21 protein-coding genes are annotated in these 21,586 nt (G+C 63.2%); 13 read left to right on the plus strand and 8 right to left on the minus strand.

The genetic code is table 11. The annotated features are described in order from the left end of the window. Window positions 1-42: 42 nt before the first annotated feature. The 3 genes from NKH35_RS03510 to NKH35_RS03520 form a co-directional block, all read right to left on the minus strand. Window positions 43-756: a DUF4760 domain-containing protein gene (locus tag NKH35_RS03510; RefSeq protein ID WP_023733604.1), complete on the minus strand. Its 714-nt coding sequence runs from the start codon at window positions 754-756 to the stop codon at window positions 43-45. Next, window positions 753-1,145, minus strand: a complete 393-nt coding sequence (locus NKH35_RS03515) for a hypothetical protein (protein WP_027049727.1) — start codon at window positions 1,143-1,145, stop codon at window positions 753-755. The genes NKH35_RS03510 and NKH35_RS03515 overlap by 4 nt, the downstream gene beginning before the upstream one ends. 89 nt (window positions 1,146-1,234) lie before the next feature. Continuing rightward, entirely contained in the window at window positions 1,235-3,454 is a 2,220-nt protein-coding gene (locus tag NKH35_RS03520; protein WP_023733603.1) for a caspase family protein, read from the minus strand. Between the two features lie 295 nt (window positions 3,455-3,749). On the opposite strand from NKH35_RS03520, the gene NKH35_RS03525 reads away from it, so the two are divergent. Next, a complete protein-coding gene (locus tag NKH35_RS03525) occupies window positions 3,750-4,154 on the plus strand; it encodes a Fur family transcriptional regulator (RefSeq protein WP_023669789.1) in 405 nt (134 codons plus the stop codon). A gap of 8 nt (window positions 4,155-4,162) precedes the next feature. Here the strand turns inward: NKH35_RS03525 and NKH35_RS03530 are convergent, their stop codons facing one another. Both NKH35_RS03530 and polA read right to left on the minus strand, forming a co-directional pair. Beyond that, window positions 4,163-4,651 (minus strand): macro domain-containing protein, encoded by a 489-nt coding sequence (locus NKH35_RS03530; RefSeq protein WP_023691986.1) that lies wholly within the window; start codon window positions 4,649-4,651, stop codon window positions 4,163-4,165. A 7-nt stretch (window positions 4,652-4,658) separates the two neighbouring features. Further along, window positions 4,659-7,586: a DNA polymerase I gene (gene polA, locus NKH35_RS03535; protein WP_023733602.1), complete on the minus strand. Its 2,928-nt coding sequence runs from the start codon at window positions 7,584-7,586 to the stop codon at window positions 4,659-4,661. 444 nt (window positions 7,587-8,030) lie between these two features. Here polA and NKH35_RS03540 point away from each other — a divergent pair, with 444 nt between their 5' ends. From NKH35_RS03540 to NKH35_RS03580, 9 genes are all read left to right on the plus strand, one after another. Next, a complete protein-coding gene (locus NKH35_RS03540; RefSeq protein ID WP_023733601.1) occupies window positions 8,031-9,416 on the plus strand; it encodes a M20/M25/M40 family metallo-hydrolase in 1,386 nt (461 codons plus the stop codon). 77 nt (window positions 9,417-9,493) lie between these two features. Beyond that, window positions 9,494-10,114 carry a ribonuclease D gene (locus tag NKH35_RS03545; RefSeq protein ID WP_031262143.1) on the plus strand — a complete coding sequence of 207 codons (621 nt, stop codon included), beginning with the start codon at window positions 9,494-9,496 and terminating at the stop codon, window positions 10,112-10,114. A gap of 80 nt (window positions 10,115-10,194) precedes the next feature. Continuing rightward, a complete protein-coding gene (locus tag NKH35_RS03550) occupies window positions 10,195-10,401 on the plus strand; it encodes a hypothetical protein (protein WP_023683046.1) in 207 nt (68 codons plus the stop codon). Window positions 10,402-10,506: 105 nt separating this feature from the next. Continuing rightward, entirely contained in the window at window positions 10,507-10,761 is a 255-nt protein-coding gene (locus NKH35_RS03555; protein ID WP_023733599.1) for a GlsB/YeaQ/YmgE family stress response membrane protein, read from the plus strand. Between the two features lie 77 nt (window positions 10,762-10,838). Next, window positions 10,839-10,985 carry a hypothetical protein gene (locus tag NKH35_RS03560; protein WP_352913371.1) on the plus strand — a complete coding sequence of 49 codons (147 nt, stop codon included), beginning with the start codon at window positions 10,839-10,841 and terminating at the stop codon, window positions 10,983-10,985. A gap of 141 nt (window positions 10,986-11,126) precedes the next feature. Continuing rightward, entirely contained in the window at window positions 11,127-11,309 is a 183-nt protein-coding gene (locus NKH35_RS03565; RefSeq protein ID WP_023733598.1) for a hypothetical protein, read from the plus strand. Window positions 11,310-11,345: 36 nt separating this feature from the next. Further along, entirely contained in the window at window positions 11,346-11,756 is a 411-nt protein-coding gene (locus tag NKH35_RS03570) for a type II toxin-antitoxin system HicB family antitoxin (protein ID WP_023733597.1), read from the plus strand. 183 nt (window positions 11,757-11,939) lie between these two features. Beyond that, window positions 11,940-14,216 carry a transglycosylase domain-containing protein gene (locus NKH35_RS03575; protein ID WP_352521587.1) on the plus strand — a complete coding sequence of 759 codons (2,277 nt, stop codon included), beginning with the start codon at window positions 11,940-11,942 and terminating at the stop codon, window positions 14,214-14,216. A gap of 130 nt (window positions 14,217-14,346) precedes the next feature. After that, window positions 14,347-15,099, plus strand: coding sequence for an SDR family NAD(P)-dependent oxidoreductase (locus NKH35_RS03580; protein WP_023686590.1), 753 nt, complete (start codon window positions 14,347-14,349; stop codon window positions 15,097-15,099). Window positions 15,100-15,114: 15 nt separating this feature from the next. On the opposite strand, the gene NKH35_RS03585 is transcribed toward NKH35_RS03580, so the two are convergent. Further along, a complete protein-coding gene (locus NKH35_RS03585; protein ID WP_023814715.1) occupies window positions 15,115-16,035 on the minus strand; it encodes a zinc-binding dehydrogenase in 921 nt (306 codons plus the stop codon). Window positions 16,036-16,144: 109 nt separating this feature from the next. Here NKH35_RS03585 and NKH35_RS03590 point away from each other — a divergent pair, with 109 nt between their 5' ends. Next, the gene (locus NKH35_RS03590) at window positions 16,145-16,954 is read left to right on the plus strand and encodes an AraC family transcriptional regulator (RefSeq protein ID WP_352913374.1); all 810 of its coding nucleotides are present in this window, start codon (window positions 16,145-16,147) and stop codon (window positions 16,952-16,954) included. A gap of 63 nt (window positions 16,955-17,017) precedes the next feature. Here the strand turns inward: NKH35_RS03590 and NKH35_RS03595 are convergent, their stop codons facing one another. Together NKH35_RS03595 and NKH35_RS03600 are read right to left on the minus strand one after the other, a co-directional pair. After that, complete coding sequence (locus tag NKH35_RS03595; RefSeq protein ID WP_352913376.1) at window positions 17,018-18,763, minus strand: cation:proton antiporter domain-containing protein; 1,746 nt, start codon at window positions 18,761-18,763, stop codon at window positions 17,018-17,020. A gap of 184 nt (window positions 18,764-18,947) precedes the next feature. Further along, complete coding sequence (locus NKH35_RS03600) at window positions 18,948-19,400, minus strand: baeRF12 domain-containing protein (protein ID WP_023700117.1); 453 nt, start codon at window positions 19,398-19,400, stop codon at window positions 18,948-18,950. 418 nt (window positions 19,401-19,818) lie between these two features. Between NKH35_RS03600 and cysG the strand changes: the two genes are divergently transcribed. Both cysG and NKH35_RS03610 read left to right on the plus strand, forming a co-directional pair. Further along, window positions 19,819-21,270 (plus strand): siroheme synthase CysG, encoded by a 1,452-nt coding sequence (cysG, locus tag NKH35_RS03605; protein WP_352913378.1) that lies wholly within the window; start codon window positions 19,819-19,821, stop codon window positions 21,268-21,270. Further along, on the plus strand, window positions 21,267-21,560 hold the full coding sequence (locus NKH35_RS03610; protein WP_023669771.1) for a DUF2849 domain-containing protein: 294 nt from the start codon (window positions 21,267-21,269) through the stop codon (window positions 21,558-21,560). Before cysG ends, NKH35_RS03610 begins: the two co-directional genes overlap by 4 nt. The last annotated feature ends 26 nt before the right edge of the window (window positions 21,561-21,586 follow it).

The raw sequence follows: 21,586 nt of genomic DNA on the forward strand, positions 1-21,586 counted from the left end.
AGCACGCAGGGCATGGGAGCTGACCGGCACCTTGTTGCGCCGCTATTTGGAGTCGGCGGACGGCGGCGACCCGTGACGCACATAATTCTCGATCGCCTGGGCATAATTGGCGGAACCGGCCTTGCGTTCTTTTTCGATGTAGCCGGCAAAATAGCTCCAGAACGACACCGCATAGTCGCGGAAATAGGCATCGGCGACATCGCGCGAACAGAGCTTGCCCTCAACGCAGATGGAGAGACGATTGAGGAAATAGACGATGCGATCAAAATTGTCGTTGAAATCGGCGATCGGCATGGTGCCGCCGCCGGCAGTCATCGCCTCGATGCCAATGCGTTGCCGGAAGACCTGTTCCTCGGTCGGCGACGGCGTGGCGCTGAGCAGATTGTCGTATTTGGCGTTGAGCGACGACAGGCGCTCCTTGAGCGCGCGCTGCGCCTGCTGAAAATCCTTGCTTTCCCAAAGCTCGACCAGCGACATCGTCTGCTCGACGCGCTTCTGTTCCTGGTTTGCGAGAAACTGGAAGACCGAGAAGGCCAGGGTGAAGACGATCGCCAGGCGCACGGCGAGACCCGACCAGGCATAGATCAGCATGCGCCAGTCGCGGTCGGTGAACGGGTTGGCTTCCTTCTTGATCTCGTGACTGCTCGGCCACGGAAAGCCTTCGGTGGTTTCGGGCAAGGTCGCCGGCTTCTTGGCCGGCGGAGGCGCCGATGTGACCGGCGATTTCTGCGTTGCAGTGCCCCCCGGCTTTTTCATCCGCAGCTGTCCAGTTGGATGATGGCGGTGGGATCGAGCACGATGCCGGGTGTCTCTAGCTTCTTTTTCAGGCAATCGAGCTGCGTGCGCGAAATCATGAACTGCACGTCCGGTTCGGCAGCCGCCTTGCTGGGTGACGGCAAGGGCTCGACCACGCCGCGCGAGGCGCAGCTGGAGAGATCGACGACAACGGCCGTGTTGCCGGTCTTGGCGATCTGGTCGTACTGGTCGAGAAAGCAGGTGGCGAGCTCGGAATTGGTGACGATCTGCTTGGCGCACAGGCCGCAATTCTCGTCCGCCGAGGCGCTGGCAACCAGCAACAGGCTGCCGGCAAGGCCGACCGTCGCTGCACGCCAGGAGAGCACGGGGATAGTCACTGATGTCCTCATCTGTTGCATCCAGCCGCGGCGCATAGAAGTGTCGCGAGCCGGGAATGTTCCTATATCACGCCGGCAAGAGCCGGCGAAGCGATGTCAGGTCAGGCGCGGGGCACCGTCTCCATCGGGAAGATCATCACCGCGCCTTTGGGACCGCTCTTGTCGGCAAGCCGCATCACCGAGCGCGTCGCCGGCGCCATGCCGATGTCGGCCAGCATGTCGGAAAAACCAGGCGTTCCCGATGCGGCACGCGTCACGGCGCGCACGCCTTCCTGGGCAAGAAAGCTCAGATCCTCTTTCTCGCTCTGCGGCGGCGCCTCGGTCAGCACGGCAATCATGCGCTCCATGCCGAAGCTGGTGTCGGTGAAGGCGAGCAGCCCTTCCTTCAGGCCCTGATCGGCCTGCTCGTTGATCGGCGCCAGCCGCTCGGCGACGATATGGGTGATCGAATAGTCGCTGCCGATGTAGAGCACGTTGATGTCGACGAACTCGTCGGACTCGTTCTTGGCCGCAATGTGTACCTGATCGCCCGGCGAAACGCGCGGCACCGTCGAGGATTCGATCGGCTCCAGCACATCGCTGTCCTGGCGCTTGATCAGGAACTGGACGCTGACCTCGTCCGGCCGGTAGTCGGACGCCGCGGCGAGCCGCGACAGGCCGGTGGCGCGGAAGATCGTGGTCAGGTTCTTGGCTGTGTTTTCCGCAAGCTTGTCGCGGCCATCCTGATGGATGACGATGCGCGGCGGCTTGCTGCCGTCCTTCAAGCTGATGTCGCCGGACGCCGGCAGGAACCACAGCGCCGGTTCGTCGCTGGCGTTGGCGGCAGCGCCGTCCATGGATTTTTCGCGCAGCACCGCAAGCCGCAGATCGGCGCTCTTGCCGGGCTCGACCAGCGCGATGTGAAAGCCGGACTTCGGCTTCGCCACCAATTCGTCCAGAACCGAATTGACCAGCTCGGTTTCTTTTTCGAGCCCTGCGGTCGGCGCCGGCTTTGCCACCAGCAGCTTGTAGTCGACTGCGAGTTCGGCAACGCGCGCATAGGCGCCGGCGGGCACCGCCGTCGGCGCAAGCGCCGGCTTGCCGTCGAATTCGACGGGTGCGAGCTGGCTTTCGAGGTTTTTTGCCGATTTCACTTCGAGATAGCCGACGGCGTCGGAGAGCTTCGACAGCGCCGAAGGCAAAATGGCGAGCTTGCTGCCGGGGGTCAGACCCTGCAGCAGCCCGGCGCCGATCGCGGCATCGCCGTCCTTGACGGCAATCGGCCATTGCATGACGGCGTCGGTCTTGTCGGTGCCGAACACGCGGGCGTCCAGTTCGCCCTCGAACAGGGGCGTCGGCCTTGTGCGGCCGTCGGCCGAATATTGCTGCAGCACGGCCTGGCCGAGCTGGCGATAGGTGACGTTGGGGTTCTCGGCCAATTTCGACAGGATCGTGAAGGTGAACAGGCCGAAGCGCGGCGCGTCGGGCGTGCCCTTGGGCAGCGGCATTTCCGGCGTCGTCTCGACCGTTTGCGCGGCATAGAAGGCGACCAGCTTGCCCCTGGCGATCGGCTCTGCGCCGGTCGGCGTCAGGTTGAAGGCCGGCTTGCGGCCGCCATTCTCGTCGAAACCGCGCGATGCGCTTGCCGAGATGTCGTCATAGGCCTTCACCGCGGCTGCTCTCGCCGCGTCGTCGCCGCCGACGAGATCGGCGAACTCGACCTTGCGCTCCAGTTCGTCATCGACTTCCGCGGCGCGCGTCGCGGTGCCGGAATGGCAGCAGTCGAACACCACCCAGACAAAGGCGCCTTTGTCGCGGATGGCGTCGAGTGCGGCGCCGACCTCGTTGTCGACCAGCGCGTTCGGCACGCCCTCTTCGCGGTTGATCCATTTGTCGATATCGGACGGCAGGAAAATCTCGTCGAGGCCGTCGGTCTCGTCACCGGCCTTGGCTTGCGGCTGCTGGGCGCCGTGGCCCGACAGATGCAGATAGACGAAATCGTCGCGTTGCACCTTGCCGGCGAGGTCGGCAAGAGCGGCCTTGATCGCCGCATGCGTCGGCGGGCCGTTGGCGCCTTCGACGTCCTTGGCGAGCAGGATCACGTTCTCGGCCGAGAACTTCACCGGATCGGGCGTGTTCTTCAGGAGATAGTCGTGCACCAGGCCGGCATCGTTCTTCGGCCCGATCAGCCAGTTCTTCTGCGGCAGGTTCGGATAGTCGGTGCAGGCAACCAGCAGCGCGTGATAGGTGCGCGAGGCGGCGAGGGCACGGAACGAAACCGTACCGGCAACCACAAGCGCCGACGTGCCGACGAGCAGCGTCCGTCGTGTCAGTTTGATCATAATTGCTTCCCCAAGCCCGATCGAATTTGCAAGTGCGGCACCTTTCGTCGCGAATTTTGTCAGTATTTTGAATGTGGTCGGTGCCGTCAATCGGCGGTGGTGGTCATGGTGTCGATGGCGATAACGGAAACAGTGGCAAAAAGCCTGCTTCATCGCTATCTCAAGGGAATTGAGACCGTCGCATGGCAGAAATGATTTGCGAGCGGCGCTGGATCAAACAGATAGAACATGATGTCGTCCGAGAACCGCTCCACACTTTTCGGCATCATGCTCTAAACGATCGGAAAACGGGATCATGGCGGCAAGGGATGTGCTGACGAAGAATCAGCTGAGCGTGCTCGAAAAGCTCGAGGCCGCCAGCGGACCGCTCAGCGCCTATACGCTTCTCGACCAGCTGCGCGAGCGCGGTTTCCGCGCGCCGCTACAGGTTTACCGGGCGCTCGACAGCCTGGTGAAGTCAGGCTTCGTGCACCGGTTGGAAAGCCTCAACTCCTTCGTCGCCTGCGCCGAACCGCACGACCATACGCATTCGATGACAGCCTTCGCTATCTGCGACACATGCGGGCAGGTGATGGAGATGTCCGACCATGACGTCGACCATCGGCTGGACGAATGGGTGCGCTCGACCGGGTTTGCCGCCAAGAAGGCGGTGATCGAGTTTCGAGGGACGTGTGCCAAGTGCCTGGCTGAGGCGGCTTAGCTTGCTTCCTACTTGAGCCGAGGCGGTGCGCTATTCTCGAATTCGTTCAAGAATGTCTCATAGACGACGTACCGCGTAGGCCCAGGTGTTAGCTGCTCCATAAGCAGGGGTTTCACCTCGTCGAGCCAAGATAATTTGCCAAGGCCAGACCCGATTTTTGGCAAGGCGATGGATTCTACCCGGTTTTTGTCGGCCCATTTCACAAGCCCGCGAACTGCTTTCCGTAAATAGGGAAGCGTGGCGTGATACATATCTGGCTGGGTTGCCAGATAAATGAAGCCCGGCTGATTGCCGTCTGGCTCCAATGTCCAGATATGACCGCCAATAAACCTGCCGGTCCGAGCATATTTCTTGAAGGCAGCCTGCACATTCGGCCACTTTTTCGAAATCTTCAGCGCAAGTCCGGTGCCAAGGCCCTCTTGATTGCCCTCTGCCACGCCTTGAGCGATATAGCTTTCCTGGGCGGCCAGCAGGTCTCCGGTGACAAAGACAATCATCGCACCTTCAATGCGCCTCGTCCCAGTTGTTCGCTGCGCGGGCATCGACATGCAGCGGCACCGACATCGAGATGGCCGGCATCGGCGCGTTCTCCATCACCCTGCGCACCACGGGGATCGTCGCCTCGACTTCCGCTTCAACCGTCTCGAAGATCAATTCGTCATGCACCTGCAAGAGCATGCGGGCGGACAGGCCGGCCTTTTCCAGCGCCTCGTCCATATGCACCATGGCGCGGCGGATGATATCGGCAGCGGTGCCTTGCAGCCTGGCGTTGATCGAGGCGCGCTCGTTGAAGGCACGGATCGACGGGTTTGACGACCGGATCTCAGGATAGTGGATGCGGCGGCCGAAGATGGTTTCGACGAAGCCATGCTCGCGGGCATAGGCTTTTGTTGCCTCGATATAGTCGCGGATGCCGGGGAAACGCTCGAAGTATTTCTTGATGTAGGCGCCGGCCTCCTCGCGCGGGATCGACAGCTGGTTGGCCAGCCCAAAGGCCGAGATGCCGTAGATGATGCCGAAATTGATTGCCTTGGCGCGGCGGCGCACTTCGGAAGGCATGCCTTCGACCGGCACGTTGAACATTTCCGAGGCGGTGATGGCGTGGATGTCGGCGCCATCGGCGAAGGCCTGCTTCAACTGCGGGATCTCGGCGACGTGGGCAAGCACGCGCAGTTCGATCTGGCTGTAGTCGGCCGAGACCAGTTTCTGGCCCTTGTCGGCGATGAAGGCCGTCCTGATCTTGCGTCCCTCCGCGGTGCGCACCGGGATGTTCTGCAGATTGGGATCGGAGGAGGACAGCCGGCCCGTCGTCGTTGCGGCCAGCGCATACGATGTGTGCACGCGCCTGGTGTCGGGATGGATGAAGCCGGGCAGCGCGTCGGTGTAGGTCGATTTCAGCTTGGTCAGCTGACGCCAGTCGACGATCTTGCGCGGCAGTTCGTGGCCTTCGGCGGCGAGGTCTTCCAGAAGCTGCGCGGAGGTCGACCATTGCCCGGTCTTGGTCTTGGAGCCGCCGGGCAGGCCCATGCGGCCGAACAGGATGTCGCCGAGTTGCTTTGGCGACCCGATGTTGATGCGCTCGCCGACAAGGCCGTAGATTTCCTCTTCCAACCGTGCGGCGCCTTGCGCCAGCTCGCCGGAGAGCCGCGACAGGATCTGGCGGTCGACTGAGATGCCGCGCTGTTCCATCCGCGCCAGCACCGGCACCAGCGGCCGTTCCAGCCGCTCATAGACCGAAACCAGGCCCTTGGCGGCAAGTCGCGGCTTCAGCACCTGCCATAGCCGCAACGCTACGTCGGCATGGCCGGCGGCGTAGGCGGTCGCCCGGTCGATGTCGACCTGCTCGAACCCGACCGAGCTTCTGCCGGAACCGGCGAGATCCTTGAGCGGCGTCGTGGCATGGCCGAGCCATTTGTCGGCAAGCGAGGACAAAGTGTGGTGGCCGGTGCCGGCGTCGAGCACATAGGAAATCAACATCGTGTCGTCGAAGGGTGCGATATCGATGCCGTGGCGGCTCATGACGACGATGTCGTATTTGGCGTCCTGGGCGATTTTGAGCACCGATTTGTCTTCCAGCAACGGCTTCAGCAGCGCCAGCGCCTCGCGGACCGGAATCTGGTTCTCCAGCGTGCCGCCGCCGAGCAGGTCGCCGGCGCCGCTCTTGTGGGCGAGCGGCACATAGGCGGCGCGGCCGGGGCCGATCGCGAGGGAGAAACCGATGAGGTCGGCCAGCATCGGATCGGAAGACGTGGTTTCGGTGTCGAAGGCGACGGTTCCGGTCTCCTTGGCTTGGGCCAGCCAGGTCTTGAGCGTCGCCGTGTCGCGGATGGCGACATAGGCGGCGGGATCGATTTTGGCCGCAGCGGCCGTTTCCAGGCGAAGTGCGGCAAGCAGCGAAGGGGCGTCGCCGGCCCTGGCGGTTTCGGTTTTGGCTTCATCCTGTGTTGCCGCAGGCGCCGCTATGCCGGAACCGACATCGGGGCCGTGCGCGGTGTCGGCGCGCTCGACGGTGACGGCGACAGCCTGCACATCGCCGGCTTCGGTGCTGGTCGCTTCAGCAACGCGCCGGGTCAGCGAGGTGAATTCCATGGTTTTGAGAAAGCCGATCAGCTTCGGCCCATCCGGCGCATGCAGCACGAAATCGTCGAGCCCGTCTGTCACCGGCACGTCGTTCTTCAGCGTCACCAGCTGGCGCGATATGCGCGCCTTGTCGGCATTGGCGATGATGGATTCGCGCCTCTTGTCCTGCTTGATCTCGCTGGCCCGGGCGAGCAGCCCGTCAAGGTCGCCGAACTGTTCCAGAAGCTGCGCCGCCGTTTTCGGCCCGATGCCGGGTACGCCCGGCACATTGTCGACGGAGTCGCCGGTCAGCGCCTGCAGGTCTATCATCTTTTCCGGCGGCACGCCCCATTTCTCGATGACTTCGGGGATGCCGATCTGGCGGTCCTTCATCGGGTCGTACATGCCGACCGTGGGTCCGACCAGCTGCATCAGATCCTTGTCAGAGGAGATGATAGTGGTGTCGCCGCCGGCCTCGCACGCCAGCCTGGCATAAGTGGCGATGAGGTCGTCGGCCTCGTAGCCTTCGATCTCGATGCAAGGCAGGTTGAAGGCCACGGTTGCCTGGCGGATCAGACCGAATTGCGGGATCAGGTCTTCGGGCGGTGCGTTGCGGTTGGCCTTGTATTCCGGGTAAAGATCATTGCGGAAGGTTTTCGACGAATAATCGAAAATGACCGCTAAATGCGTCGGCACGATGCCTACATCGGTGTTGCGGGCGTCCTGCATCAGCTTCCACAACATGTTGCAGAAGCCGGAGACCGCGCCGACCGGCAGCCCATCGGATTTGCGGGTCAGCGGCGGCAGCGCATGATAGGCGCGAAAGATGTAGCCGGAGCCGTCGATAAGGAAGAGATGGTCGCCTTTTTTCATGCCGGCAGGGATAGCGCGGCAGGACGGCGCGGTCCATGGCAAAGGCGGGCTTCCAACAGGTGTTGCGGCGACATGCTGACAGAGCCTGCCTGCCGATAGGTCCTGCTGCTGTTTGCCTCGGCGCTCACGGCTATGTTACAAAAGTGTAATTTTTGTGCCCTTGAAACGCCACGATCCGAGACACAAATAAAGGTTATCGGCAGTTTTCGCCGAGTCCGGAGCAAGGCCCGTCCCCCGCCTATCCCGGACAATTGCGGCAGCCTATCCCCCCTCTCCGGGCTGCCGCATCGTTTCGAGTAAAAGACCGCCGTGGTTCCCCTCCACCACGGCGGTTCTTTTTTGCCTTCTGACAAGTGTTTACGGTCCGTGGTCCAACGATCGCGGGCTTTTCGTTTTGATGCGCTGCCTTTACGGTCCCGGCACCGAAAAGAAAGGCCCGCAGTAATGTCCACCATTTCCTCCGTCCTCGACCGTCTCGACAAAAATCTCGACCAGAGCCTGGAGCGCCTGTTCGGCCTGCTCCGCATCAAGTCGATCTCCACTGATTCAGACTATGCCGCCGACTGCCGCAAGGCCGCCGAATGGCTGGTGGCGGACCTCAAGCTGATCGGCTTCGACGCTTCGGTGCGCGACACGCCGGGACACCCGATGGTGGTTGCGCACCATGAAGGCCCCGCCGGTTCGCCGCATGTGCTGTTTTACGGCCATTACGACGTGCAGCCGGTCGATCCGATCGAGCTTTGGGAGAACGACCCGTTTGCGCCGGCGGTCAATGAGATCGAGCCCGGTCACAAGGTAATCACCGGCCGCGGCTCGGCCGACGACAAGGGGCAGCTGATGACCTTCGTCGAGGCCTGCCGCGCCTGGAAGCAGGTGCATGGCAATCTGCCCTGCCGCATCACCATCCTGTTCGAGGGCGAGGAGGAGTCCGGTTCGCCGTCGCTGAAGCCGTTCCTCGAGGCCAATGCCGATGAGCTGAAGGCCGATTTCGCGCTGGTCTGCGACACCGGCATGTGGGACCGCGAGACGCCGTCGATCTGCGTTTCGCTGCGCGGAATGGTCGGCGAGGAGGTCACCGTCAAGGCCGCCGATCGCGACCTGCATTCGGGCCTCTATGGCGGCGCCGCCGCCAACCCGATCCGCATCCTGGCGAAAATCCTCGCCGACATCCATGACGAGAACGGCCACATCACCATTCCCGGCTTCTATGACGGGGTCGAGGAGACGCCGTCGCAGATCCTGAAATCCTGGGAGACATTGGGCGAGACAGCCGAGATCTTCCTCGGACCGATCGGCCTGTCGATCCCGTCGGGCGAAAAAGGCCGCTCGGTGATGGAACTGACCTGGGCGCGGCCGACGGCCGAGTTCAACGGCATCATCGGCGGCTATACCGGCAAGGGGTTCAAGACGGTGATCGCGGCGGAAGCGTCGTCCAAAATCTCCTTCCGCCTCGTCCACAAGCAGGACCCCGAGAAGATCCGCGCGGCTTTCCGGAAATTCGTCAAGGCGCGCATTCCCGGGGACTGTTCGGTCGAATTCCACCCGCATGGCGGCGGGCCGGCAATTCAGCTTTCCTACGACTCGCCATTCCTGGCCAAGGCCAAGACTGCGCTGTCGGATGAATGGCCGAAGCCAGCGGTGACGACGGGCAGCGGCGGCTCGATACCGGTGGTCGGCGACTTCCAGACCTATCTCGGCATGGAATCGCTGCTGGTCGGGTTCGGCCTCGACGACGACCGCATCCACTCGCCCAACGAGAAATACGAGCTGACCTCCTTCCACAAGGGCCAGCGCTCCTGGGCGCGCATTCTCGATGCGCTGACGCGCTGAGGAGGCTGGGAAGTTTTCTTGTTGATTTTTCAGCGGATCGCGGCGAGGACGAGTTACGCCGCGATCCGGAGAAAACCATGCCCGACATCCGCTTCCACAAGAACGATCTGCCCGACCTCGCCCACTACAATGTCGACGCGGTGGCCATCGATACCGAGACGCTGGGGTTGAACCCGCACCGCGACCGGCTGTGCGTGGTGCAGATCTCGCCCGGCAATGGCTCGGCCGACGTGATCCAGATCGCGCCCGGCCAGAAGAAAGCGCCGAACCTCGTCAGCCTGCTCCGCAACCGCGGCATATCGAAACTGTTCCACTACGGCCGTTTCGACCTCGCCGTGCTCTACAACGCCTTCGGCGTCATGCCGGAGCCGGTGTTCTGCACCAAGATCGCCTCGCGGCTGACCCGCACCTATACCGACCGGCACGGCTTGAAGGACATCTGCTTCGAACTGCTTGGCGTCGGCCTGTCGAAGGCGCAGCAATCGTCGGACTGGGCGGCCGAGACCCTGTCGCCCGAACAGCTCGAATATGCCGCTTCCGACGTTCTCTATCTGCACCGTCTGCGCGAGGTGCTGGCTGGACGCCTGGCGCGGGACGGGCGCACCAAGGAAGCCGACGCCTGCTTCCGCTTCCTGCCGACGCGTGCCAAGCTCGATTTGATGGGTTGGGACGAAGAGGATATTTTTGCCCACAGCTGATGGCCTTCGGATAACGCTTCCGGCAGCCTTGCAACCAGACACGCGTCGTGGCGTTCTGTCGACTCAATGAGGGGGATGACGTGGCAGACCGCAAACCGATAGCGACCGCCCCGACGGATGGATCCAAGGTCACTGTTCTGTGGAAGGACGGCGCCGGCGTCGTCAGCGAATCCGTCGGGCAATATCGCGACGGCGCCTGGTGGGTCTACACCGACAGCGATACCCAGAAAAAGGTCGACCCGACCAGCTGGCGGCCAGTCTCCAGCGACGATGACGACGATCAATGAGCGCCGCTGGCGGGTGCAACTGCTTTCGCATAGCCTGAAGTCGTTGATATCGAGGCCGATTCGGGGCCTTCCGCTCCGTAGCCTCTCTTCCTGGAGGAACGCGTCATGGGCATCGAAAGCCTTCTCATCTTCATCATAATCGGCGCCATTGCCGGCTGGCTCGCCGGCCTCATCGTCTCGGGCTTCGGCTTCGGCCTCATCGGCAACATCATCGTCGGCATTATCGGCGCCCTGATCGCCGGCTGGCTATTTCCAAGGCTCGGTTTCTCTATCGGCGGCGGCATTCTGGCTGCCATCATCAACGCCACGATCGGCGCCGTCATCCTGCTGGTGCTGGTCAAGGTTCTGAAGCGAGCTTGACGCTCTAAGTTTCATTCAACGCAATTCCTCAGGAGAAAGCCTGTGCTTTCCTGGAATTGCTGCCAAAGGAGCGCGCCGTGAAACAGAACACTCTCTATCTCCTTGTCGGCGCGCTCGTTGTCGTGGTCATCGCGCTCGGTGCATATGTCTATCACGAACAGACCAAGCCCAAGGGCGTCGAACTGAAGATCGACGACAAGCGCATTTCGATCCAGCAGAATTGATGATGTCGGCCTGCAGACGGCGCTGATTTGTCGCCCAAGCATTTTATGGCGATTTGGGAGTTGCCTTGTGCAAATATTTGCACACGAGATTGACTTCCGTTTCCACTATGTGCAAAGATTTGCACATAGTTGAGCCGAGAAATGAACGAAACCAACACCGCCAAAGTCAAGGGCCGGCTCGAGAGGGAAGGCTGGAAGAACGTCGGCGGCACGAAGCATGACAAGTACAAAAAGGACGGAATGCCGACGATCATGGTTCCTCGCCACAGGACTCTGACGCCGTTGGTAGCTCGGTCTATCGCCCAGGCGGCAGGTTGGGCCTAACGGCTTGCAAAATCGGAATAAGGAAAGTTCTTTGATATGTCTCGCTATGTCGCACTCGTGGATGCTGCCGACGGCTTTGTCGGCGTCTCGTTTCCCGATGCTCCTGGCTGCGTCGCGCAGTCGGAAAGCCGGGACGAGGCTATAAAAGACGCTATGGCTGCGTTGGCCGAATGGGTGGCTGAAGAAATCGCGGACGGCCGTAAAATCCCCACTCCTCGCAAAGTCGAGGCGCTTTTAGAAGATGCTGAGGTTCGAGCAGCGCTCGCCGCTGGCGCTATCTTGATGTCCGTGCCCTTGATCCGAGATGCCGGCCGTCCGGCCCGGGCCAATATCTCGTTGGATGCCGGTTTGCTCGCCGAGGCTGACGAAACAGCCAATCGGTTGGGGGTCACCCGATCGGCCTTTGTCGCCGCCGCGTTGCGAGACAAGATCCGTCAAACTGTTTGAACAGTGATCTCGGGCACCCGCCAAAGTACCGCGTTGCCGACGCCTGTTAGCCAGCGGCAGCGGATTTTAGAAATTCTTGAGGAATTTCAGAAGGGTGCATAAACCCTGCTTTAACGCGCCCTTAAACCGCCGCATCTACCCTCCAACCCGAGCGCCATTGACACCGGGAAGACAGCGCAACGCATGGCGAACCGCAGAGACAGTCGCATCGAACCCAGCTTCGAGGGATCGCCAAAGGCGAAATCCGCGGCCGGTTTTTCGGTGAACGAGGAGGATCGGGTCGTGCCGGCCAATCGCAAATCATCTTCGGCGCGCAAAACCTCCAAGGCAAAATCATCGTCACGCGGCAAGCGCGGCAAACCCCGGCGCGGGCTGTTCGGCGTGATGGCGCGGATGTTCTACTGGTGCTTCGTGCTCTGCATCTGGGGCGGCATCGCCGTGGCCGGCATTGTCGTCTATTACGGCGCCAAGATGCCGGCGGCCACCACCTGGTCGATCCCCGACCGCGCGCCCAACATCAAGATCGTCTCGGTCGACGGGCAACTGCTTGCCAACCGCGGCATGAGCGGCGGGGAGGCGGTCGGCCTGCACGAAATGTCGCCCTACATTCCGGAAGCCGTCATCGCCATCGAGGATCGCCGCTTTTATTCGCATTTCGGCATCGACCCGATCGGCCTATCGCGCGCCATGGTGACCAACGTTCTGGGCCGGCGTTTCTCGCAGGGCGGCTCGACGCTGACCCAGCAGCTGGCCAAGAACCTGTTCCTGAAGCCCGACCGCACGCTGGAGCGCAAGGTGCAGGAAGTGCTGCTGTCGCTCTGGCTGGAGCACAAGCATACCAAGGACCAGATCCTCGAAATGTACCTCAACCGGGTTTATTTCGGCTCCGGCGCCTATGGCGTCGAGGCGGCCTCGCGTCGCTATTTCGGCAAGAGCGCGCGCGATGTCACTCTGTCGGAGGCGGCCCTTCTCGCCGGCCTCTTGAAGGCGCCGTCGCGACTGTCGCCGGCGCGGGATCCGAAGGCGGCGGAGGAGCGCTCGCAACTGGTGCTGGCCGCCATGCGCGACGAAGGCAAGATCAGCGCCAAGGAACTGGCCTCGGCGATGAGCGCGCCGGCAACGCGCGCGCCATCCTATTGGACCGGCTCGGAAAACTATGTCGCCGACACCATCATGGAAGAATTGCCCGATTTGATTGGTGACGTGCGCAGCGACATCGTCGTCGACACCACCGTCGACCTCAACCTGCAGAAGCTCGCCGAACAGTCGATCCGCCGGCTGATCGACGAGAGCGGCAAGAAGCTCAATGTCAGCCAAGGCGCGCTGGTCTCGATCGACAATTCCGGCGCCGTGCGCGCCATGGTCGGCGGCTACGACTATTCGACCAGCCAGTTCGACCGCGCCTCCGAAGCACGCCGCCAGCCGGGCTCGGCGTTCAAGCCGTTCGTCTATATGGCCGCGCTGGAAGCCGGCCGCACGCCCGACAGCGTGCGCAACGACGCACCGATCAAGATCGGCAAGTGGACACCGGACAATTACGGCGGCAAGTATTTCGGCAAGGTGACGTTGGCGACCGCTTTGGCGAAGTCGCTGAATTCCGTCGCGGCGCAGCTGACCATGGAGGTCGGCCCCGACGCGGTGGTCGAGGCGGCGCACCGCATGGGCATCCAATCCGATCTGATCGCCAACACCTCGATCGCGCTCGGCACTTCGGAAGTGACGCCGCTGGAGCTGACATCGGCCTATGTGCCGTTCGCCAATGGCGGCTACAAGCCCGACATCCATTTCATCCGCCGCATCACCACGACCGAAGGCAAGGTGCTCTATGACGACAATGGCGGCAGCGCGCCGCGCGTCGTCAAGCAGAACATTGTCGGCATGATGAACTCGATGATGACCGGCACGGTCGAGATCGGCACGGCCAGGAAGGCGGCCTTCGCCTGGCCGTCGGCCGGCAAGACCGGAACCAGCCAGAATTCGCGCGACGCCTGGTTCGTCGGCTACACCGCAAACCTCACCACCGGCGTGTGGTTCGGCAATGATGACGGCACGCCGATGAAGAAGGTCACCGGTGGCGCGCTGCCGGCACAGGCCTGGCACGAGTTCATGGTGGCCGCGCATGAAGGTGTGCCGGTCCGGCCGCTGCCCGGCACCTGGAAGTCGACGCCGCCCGACACCATCGTGCCCGACGATATTCCGTCAGTCGATAACAATCAGGCGGCGCCGTTGCCTGCCGTGGCCGTCAGCCGTTCTGAGCCTGCTGCCGCGCCGGCACCTGCTGCTGTACCCGCACAAGCACCGGTCCGCCGTCCGGCCGAAACCGTCGATGCCGACGGTTTCGACATGCCGGGCGACGGCGGCACCACGGCCTCGATCAAGCATCCGGTACCGCCGGGCAGCGTCGGCGGCCCGACCAAGAAGCGGAAAACCTCAATCCTGGATATTCTCGGCGGCGGCTGAGCGGCTCGTCATTCTAGCTTCGAATCAAATGCGAGCTGGCAATCCGTTCCTCATATGAGAGCTGCGGTGACAATTCGGCCTCTCGCCACCTTCGCGGCATTCGGCTACATCTCCGGCCGGAGTGACAGACATGGCTGAGACCGACATCAGAAAAACCATCGTGCTGACCGGAGCCAGCCGCGGCATCGGCCATGCCACGGTCAAGCGCTTTTCGCGTGAGGGCTGGCGGGTCATCACCTGTTCGCGCCAGGCTTTTGCCGAGGATTGCCCGTGGCCGGCCGGCCCGGAGGACCACATCAAGGTCGATCTCGCCGACCAGGAGGATGTCGGCATCGCCGTCTCGGAGATCCGTCACCGGCTGGAAGCGCATGGCGGGCAATTACACGCGCTGGTCAACAATGCCGGCATTTCGCCGAAGCTCAAGGACGGCAACAGCCGCATGGATTCGATCGACACGCCGATGCATGTCTGGCGCGATGTGTTCCAGGTAAATTTCTTCGCGCCGATCATGCTCGCGCGTGGTCTCTTCAAGGAGCTTGCGGCAGCAAAAGGTTCGATCGTCAACGTCACCTCGATCGCCGGCACGCGCGTGCATCCTTTCGCCGGCACCGCCTATGCGACCTCGAAGGCGGCACTCGGCTCGCTGACGCGCGAGATGGCGCATGATTTCGGCCCGCACGGCATCCGCGTCAATGCGATTGCGCCGGGCGAGATCGACACCGCGATCCTGTCGCCTGGCACCGACAAGATCGTCGAGACGATCCCACTCAGGCGCCTTGGCGCCACCTCGGAAGTCGCCGACATCATCTTCTTCCTGTGCTCGCAGCAGGCGTCCTATGTGACGGGCTCGGAAATCCACATCAATGGCGGCCAGCACGTCTGAGCGCTGACAGACTGCTCATTCGGCGATGGTGAGAACAGCCTTGCCGCTGAAGCTGCGCTGTCGCAGGGCGTCCAGAGCCTGGGCGATGTCTGTCCACGGCACGGTCATGGACACGCGGGTTTCCAGCCGGCCAGCCGCGACCAGAGCGAGCAGCGAGGCGATGTCCGCGCCAATGGCTGGACCGGATGTGTAGTAGGCGAAAGTCTGAAGCCTCGCTCCCTCATGGCCTGGAACGAATTGTCTGAAACCAACCGGCGTGAGTTCGCCGCTGCTCGAACCGAACATGACGATGGTGCCGCCGGGGGCGACGCGTTCGATGGCATGGGCGAGGCTTTGGCCGCCGACCGACTCGGTGATCAGAGAGAATGGCCCTTCGGCCAGTTCGATCGACTCGACGACTTCGTGAGCACCAAGACCGCGGAGATCCTCGGCGTGCCGGGCGGCGGCGATTGCAGTCACCGCGGCGCCTTGCTCGCGGGCGATCTGGATCTGGAAACCGCCGACCGCGCCGCTGGCGCCGGTGATCAACACCTGCTGTCCCGCGAGGTCGCCGCCATGGCGCAAGACCCTGAGCGCCGTCGTGCCCGCGACCGGAAGCGTGGCGGCGGACCCGAAGCTGACCTCGTCCGGGATGACTGCGAGACGGTCGGTCGGAACGGCGACCCGTTCGGCCCAGCCGGCCTCGTCCACCAAAGCCACAACCCGGGCGCCGACGGCAGGCCCGGAGCCATCGGCTGCCGCCCGCTTGATTACTCCAACCACGTCCTGGCCAGGTATCCAGCCTTCCGGGCGTATGGTGAGCAGGCGCAATTCACCGCGGTTCAACGAGGTTGCGTGGACGCAGACAAGCGCTTCGTTGGGGAGGGGCCGAGGGTCCTCGACCTCGGCGAGACTGATCCGGGTGATGCTCTCGGGAGAGATGACAAGCGCGCGCATGGGAAGCCTTCCTGCCGTTGTGACATGCCAGCCACGAACCAGAGTCTATCGACTCCCCGCATCAAAGAATTTAGCTATCACGGCGAATAGTCGCTAAAAGCCATCAATCATGAGACAGCCGCTCCGCTACCCCTGGGTCAATTTCGATGTCGATGATGTGCAGGCACCTGCGATTGCCGTGCGCGTCGACGTTACCGAAACCAAAGCGGAAGTGGCTGCCCATTGGCATCGGAAGGGCCAGCTCGTCTTCGCGCTCGGCGGTGGCGTCACCTGCCGCGTCCAAAGCGGTCTGTGGATGGTGCCGCCGCATTGCGGGGTGTGGATTCCCGGTGGCATGGGACACAGCAATATCGCCACCGCCAATGCGCGGATTTTCTTCGTCTATATCGAGCCGGGAGCCGCCGATCTGCCGGACCGCTGCTGCACGCTGTCGATCTCGCCATTGTTGCGCGAACTGATCATCGAGCTGGCCGATCGCGTGGAGGAGGATGAGGCGAGGGACGTGCTGCTGACCACGATCCTGCTCTCCGAACTGCCGCGCATGCCGGTCCAGCAGCTGCATCTGCCGATCTCCGCCGAGCCGCGCTTGCGGCGGATCGCCGATGCGTTGGCGCAAGACCCTGCCGACCGCAGCACGCTTGCAGAGTGGGCCAGTCGCGTCGCGCTCTCAGAAAGCAGTCTCGCCCGTCTTGTGGTGAAGCAGACCGGACTGAGCTTCGGCCGCTGGCGCCAGCAATTGCATCTGATCGTCGCCATAAGGGAGCTGGCCTCGGGTGCCAGCGTGCAGCAGGTTTCAGGCGATCTCGGCTACGCCTCCGTCACCGCCTTCATCACCATGTTCAAGAAAGCGCTCGGCAAGCCGCCGGCAAAGTATCTCAGCAGTGTCGCATACAATGGCGGCTCCGCCTTCGTGGCGTAATCAACGCGCCTGTGGGCAAGCCTCAGGCCGGGGAGGGCTCAATGGCTTCGGCGGCATCGGCTTTTACTCCAGCACTTCTTGCACGATGCCGCGGGCGATCTCGCGTTCGCCCATGATGACGGTGTCGGCGCCGAGGCCTTTGAGATGCTCGACCTCGGCATCGGAATGGGCCCTCGCTATGACGTTGATGCCGGGATTCGCGGCGCGTGCCCTGAGCACGATCTGCCCGGCCTCGAACGCGTTGGGGATGGCAAGGATCAAGCGTTTGGCCCCCTGCGGATTGGCGGCGGCAAAAACGCCCGCATTGGCCGCATTGCCGGAGACGATTTCGACGCCGTCGTCTCTGAGCCTCGCCAGCGTCTTGTCGGCGTCCTCGATGACCAGGAAGGGCAGCGATGCCTGTTTCAGCGCCGCGCCGACCAGGCTGCCGACGCGGCCGTAGCCGATCAGGATGGTGTGGCCCGAAAGCGTTGTGCGTGGCGGTGGGCCATTCTCTTTCGCCGCGGGGGCCACCGAGGCCACTTGTCCGGGCTGCGTCGCCGGGCCGACCGGCTTGGCCTCTTCCGGTGGTGCTGCCTTGGCGGCGCGCGCGTCCAGCCATGGCTTCATCCAGTCGAGGGCGAGGAACATCAGCGGATTGACCAGGATCGACAGGATGGCGCCTGCCAGGATCAGGTCGCGTCCCTGTTGCGGCAACAGCTTCAGCCCGACGCCGAGCTCCGCCAGGATGAAGGAGAATTCGCCGATCTGCGCGAGGCTGGCCGAGATCATCAAGGCGGTTCCCAGCGGATAGCGGAAGGCGATGACGATAACGAAGGCGGCCAGCGACTTGCCGATGACGATGATGGCCAGCGTCGCCAGGATCGGCCAGCCATTGCTCATCAGGCTGAACGGATCGAACAGCATGCCGACCGAGACGAAGAACAGCACCGAGAAGGCGTCGCGCAGCGGCAGTGATTCCTCCGCCGCGCGGTGGCTGAGCTCGGATTCGCTCATGATCATGCCAGCGAAGAAGGCACCGAGCGCCAGCGAGACGCCGAACAGTTTGGCGGCGCCGAAGGCGACGCCGAGCGCGATCGCCAGCACCGCCAGCCGGAACAGTTCGCGCGAGCCGGTATGGGCGACGTAATGCAGGATCCACGGAATGACGCGGCGGCCAACCACCAGCATGACGATGACGAAGGCGACGACCTTGGCCAGCGTGAGGCCGACGACGCCCCAGATGCCGTAGCTGGCCGGCAGCGACAAAAGGCTCGCATGGTCATCGACCTGCGGCTGGCCGCCGAGCACGCCGGCCAACGCCGGCAAAAGCACCAGCGCCAGCACCATGGCGAGGTCCTCGACGATCAGCCAGCCGACGGCGATGCGGCCGCGCTCGGTCTCGATCAGCCGTCGCTCCTGCAACGCGCGCAACAGCACCACTGTGGACGCGACGGAAAGCGCCAGACCGAAGACCAGGCCTGCGCCCATCGACCAGCCGAGCATCCAGGCAAGGCCGGCGCCCAGCGCGGTGGCAAAGCCGATCTGGAAGATGGCGCCGGGTACGGCGATGGCGCGGACGGAGAGAAGATCCTTCAGCGAGAAATGCAGGCCGACGCCGAACATGAGCAGGATGACGCCGATTTCGGCCAACTCATTGGCAAGACTGGCATCGGCGACGAAACCCGGCGTGTTCGGTCCGACCAGTACGCCGGCGACGAGGTAGCCGACCAGCGGCGGGATGCGAAAACGGTTGGCGAGCGCCCCGAAGATGAATGCCAGCCCCAGACCGGCGACGATGGTGGCGATAAGGGGCGTGTCATGCGGCATTGTCTATGGAGCGCCTTTCGGGAAATGTCGGGTGTGCGCCGCCCGCAGCCGCCGCCTTTGCAATATGGTGGAGGGGGTGCGGGCGACGCAACCCGCGAGACGTAAATTGGTGGCCAGAGGCGCCGAAAAACGAAAGGCGCGCGCCCCCAAACCGCGGCGCGCGCGAATGATCTATGAGATAGCGTCAGGCTGCCTGCTGCAGCATGGCCTCGATGTCGATCAGCGGGCGGTTGGTCAGTGTCTTTGGGATCTCCGCCTGCACCTTGTCGGTGACTTCCTTGTGCAGTTTCTTGCGCATGGTGCCGAGCACCAGCGGTGGCGCGACCAGCACGATGTCGTCGAAGATGCCGTGATGGGCGAGCTTGTAGAGCCGGTCCGCGATCTCTTCGGCAAAGCGTTCCTTGCCCTGCCGGTGCCAGTCGGTTTCCTCAACCGCGCTGCGATGCACGGAGGGGCCGTCATTGTAGCGGCCGGGACTGTCGCTGCCTTGTTCGCGCGTTGCCGGATTGTCCTGTTTCATCTCCTGGAAGAGCTGCAGGTTCGGATAGAGATTGTCGCCCTCGTTCTTCAGGAACAGCGCTTTCTCGCCATCGGCCACCATGACCAAAAGGCCATGTTTCAGGTTGATCTTGCTCATTTGCGGGCTCCTGCTTGAAGGTTCAAATCCAGCCGACGATTGTCTGTTACGGCAGGGGCAGAACGCGTGGCGAAGCGGGAACGTTCCACTTCGTTCGCCGAGATCGCACGCAGCCATATCGAGCCCGATCTATCGTCTATCCGAGCAATGTCGGAGGTGGCGGCTTTAATCTACTAAATTGGTAGAATTTAGAAAAAACAATTTTGCAGCTTGGCCGACTGCCGGATAAAAGAGCCGCAGAACAAGGCCTGCGGCAGTAGCTTGAATCCGCCTGATATGCGGATGTGGAATATTTTTCTCTTGGCCCTTTGGCTTGCGGAAAAGCGATTGCCTCCCGTCAGGGGATGCGCGAGTGGGTTCCTTCAGCTTTTTCGCGTCCGCGCCTAAAACTGCCGAATTGTTCCGGAATCTGTTCGTCATGCCGCACGCCAATCCCAAGCTCACCGCGTTCCCGGTCTTCATGCGGGTCGAAGGCGAAGCCGTGGCCATCGTCGGCGGCGGCGGCGAAGCATTGGCCAAGGCGCGGCTACTTGATCAGTCGAGTGCTGTGCTTCGCATCATCGCCGATGTTGCCGACGCCGAATTGCTGAGCTTCATCGCCACGACCGGCGCCATCCGTATCGACGCCCCCTACGACGCCGCGCATCTCGAAGGCGCGGTCCTGGTGTTTGCCGCCAGCGGCGACGAGAGGCTCGACCGCCGCGTCGCCGACGATGCGCGCCGCCTTGGCATTCCGGTCAATGCCGTCGACCGGCCGGAGCTGTGCGATTTCTTCACCCCGGCGCTGGTCAACCGCGCCCCTGTCGCCATCGCCATCGGCACGGAAGGCGCGGGTCCGGTGCTGGCGCAGATGCTGCGCAGCCGCATCGACCGCATGCTGTCGCCGTCGCTCGGGCCGCTGGCAGCGCTTGCCGCCTCGTTCCGGGGTGCCGCCGAAAAGCTGCTGCCGAAAGGCAACGCCCGCCGCCAGTTCTGGAGCAGTTTCTTCCAGGGGGCACCGGCGCGCGGCGTCGAAGCCGGCGAGCTTTCGCAGGCGCATGACGCCGCCACCGATCTGTTGCTGTCGAAGGCTCCGGCTTCGGGCCATATCGCCCTGGTCGGCGCCGGGCCAGGTGCTGAGGATCTTCTGACGCTGCGCGCGCATCGGCTTTTGATGGAAGCCGACGTCATCGTCTATGACGCGTTGGTGCCGGAGGCGATCGTCGCCATGGGCCGCCGCGACGCCGAGCGGCTGCCGGTCGGAAAACGCAAGGGATGCCACACCAAGAGCCAGGCCGAGATCAATGCGCTGCTGGTCGATCTTGGCAGGCAGGGCAAGCGCGTCGTGCGGCTGAAGTCGGGCGACCCGCTGGTGTTCGGCCGCGCCGGCGAGGAGATGGCCGCACTGCGCGATGCCGGCATCGCCTATGATGTCGTCCCCGGCGTCACCGCCGCCTTTGCCGCCGCCGCCGATTTCGAGCTGCCGCTGACGCTGCGCGGCGTCTCCTCGTCGATGGTGTTCACCACCGGCCATGATCTGAAGGGCAATTCGCTGCCGGATTGGGCCAAGCTCGCCATTTCCGGCGCCACCGTCGCCGTCTATATGGGCCGCTCGGTCGCCGCCGAAGTCGCCGGACGGCTGATCGAGGCCGGCCTGTCGCCGGACACGGCGGTTGCCGTGGTCGAGAATGCCAGCTTGCAGAACCGCCGCCGTTTCCACGGCACGCTGGCCGATTTGCCGTCGCTGGAAGAGCGTGCCGATCTGGCCGGTCCGGTGATGACCATCATCGGCGACGCGGTTGCCGGCGCCAACTTTGAACGTTCCGAGCCGCTCGCGGCCCATAACTATGAGGGCGCCGCCAACGCGGCCGACGCAGAGGTCGAGCCATGAAGATACTGACCGCAAACCGCCTCTCCGACGGCATCGCCGTCTGGTACGCCGATGGCGGCTGGGCCGAGACGGTCGACCATGCCGACCTTGCCCATGACCAAGCGGCAGAGGACAGGCTGGAAGCAATCGGCGCCAAGGCCAACGCCAACAATCAGGTTGTCGACGTCAATCTGATCGACGTTGAAGTCATCAATGGCGTCGTCGTGCCGGTACGCTTGCGCGAAAAGATCCGCGCCGCCGGCCCGACCATCCGGGAAGATCTGGGCAAGCAGGCTGCGCGGGCAGCGTAACAAAATACGGGCGGACGCGCCCTGAA

This window comes from Mesorhizobium sp. M1143 (genome assembly GCF_040318435.1).
Classification (GTDB): Bacteria; Pseudomonadota; Alphaproteobacteria; order Rhizobiales; family Rhizobiaceae; genus Mesorhizobium.

Excerpts from the sequence above, each read along its gene's own strand:
- NKH35_RS03510 (WP_023733604.1), bottom strand. The coding sequence starts at position 756 with ATGAAAAAGCCGGGGGGCACTGCAACGCAGAAATCGCCGGTCACATCG.
- NKH35_RS03515 (WP_027049727.1), bottom strand. The coding sequence starts at position 1,145 with ATGAGGACATCAGTGACTATCCCCGTGCTCTCCTGGCGTGCAGCGACG.
- NKH35_RS03520 (WP_023733603.1), bottom strand. The coding sequence starts at position 3,454 with ATGATCAAACTGACACGACGGACGCTGCTCGTCGGCACGTCGGCGCTT.
- NKH35_RS03525 (WP_023669789.1), top strand. The coding sequence starts at position 3,750 with ATGGCGGCAAGGGATGTGCTGACGAAGAATCAGCTGAGCGTGCTCGAA.
- NKH35_RS03530 (WP_023691986.1), bottom strand. The coding sequence starts at position 4,651 with ATGATTGTCTTTGTCACCGGAGACCTGCTGGCCGCCCAGGAAAGCTAT.
- polA (WP_023733602.1), bottom strand. The coding sequence starts at position 7,586 with ATGAAAAAAGGCGACCATCTCTTCCTTATCGACGGCTCCGGCTACATC.
- NKH35_RS03540 (WP_023733601.1), top strand. The coding sequence starts at position 8,031 with ATGTCCACCATTTCCTCCGTCCTCGACCGTCTCGACAAAAATCTCGAC.
- NKH35_RS03545 (WP_031262143.1), top strand. The coding sequence starts at position 9,494 with ATGCCCGACATCCGCTTCCACAAGAACGATCTGCCCGACCTCGCCCAC.
- NKH35_RS03555 (WP_023733599.1), top strand. The coding sequence starts at position 10,507 with ATGGGCATCGAAAGCCTTCTCATCTTCATCATAATCGGCGCCATTGCC.
- NKH35_RS03565 (WP_023733598.1), top strand. The coding sequence starts at position 11,127 with ATGAACGAAACCAACACCGCCAAAGTCAAGGGCCGGCTCGAGAGGGAA.
- NKH35_RS03570 (WP_023733597.1), top strand. The coding sequence starts at position 11,346 with ATGTCTCGCTATGTCGCACTCGTGGATGCTGCCGACGGCTTTGTCGGC.
- NKH35_RS03575 (WP_352521587.1), top strand. The coding sequence starts at position 11,940 with ATGGCGAACCGCAGAGACAGTCGCATCGAACCCAGCTTCGAGGGATCG.
- NKH35_RS03580 (WP_023686590.1), top strand. The coding sequence starts at position 14,347 with ATGGCTGAGACCGACATCAGAAAAACCATCGTGCTGACCGGAGCCAGC.
- NKH35_RS03585 (WP_023814715.1), bottom strand. The coding sequence starts at position 16,035 with ATGCGCGCGCTTGTCATCTCTCCCGAGAGCATCACCCGGATCAGTCTC.
- NKH35_RS03590 (WP_352913374.1), top strand. The coding sequence starts at position 16,145 with ATGAGACAGCCGCTCCGCTACCCCTGGGTCAATTTCGATGTCGATGAT.
- NKH35_RS03595 (WP_352913376.1), bottom strand. The coding sequence starts at position 18,763 with ATGCCGCATGACACGCCCCTTATCGCCACCATCGTCGCCGGTCTGGGG.
- NKH35_RS03600 (WP_023700117.1), bottom strand. The coding sequence starts at position 19,400 with ATGAGCAAGATCAACCTGAAACATGGCCTTTTGGTCATGGTGGCCGAT.
- cysG (WP_352913378.1), top strand. The coding sequence starts at position 19,819 with ATGCCGCACGCCAATCCCAAGCTCACCGCGTTCCCGGTCTTCATGCGG.
- NKH35_RS03610 (WP_023669771.1), top strand. The coding sequence starts at position 21,267 with ATGAAGATACTGACCGCAAACCGCCTCTCCGACGGCATCGCCGTCTGG.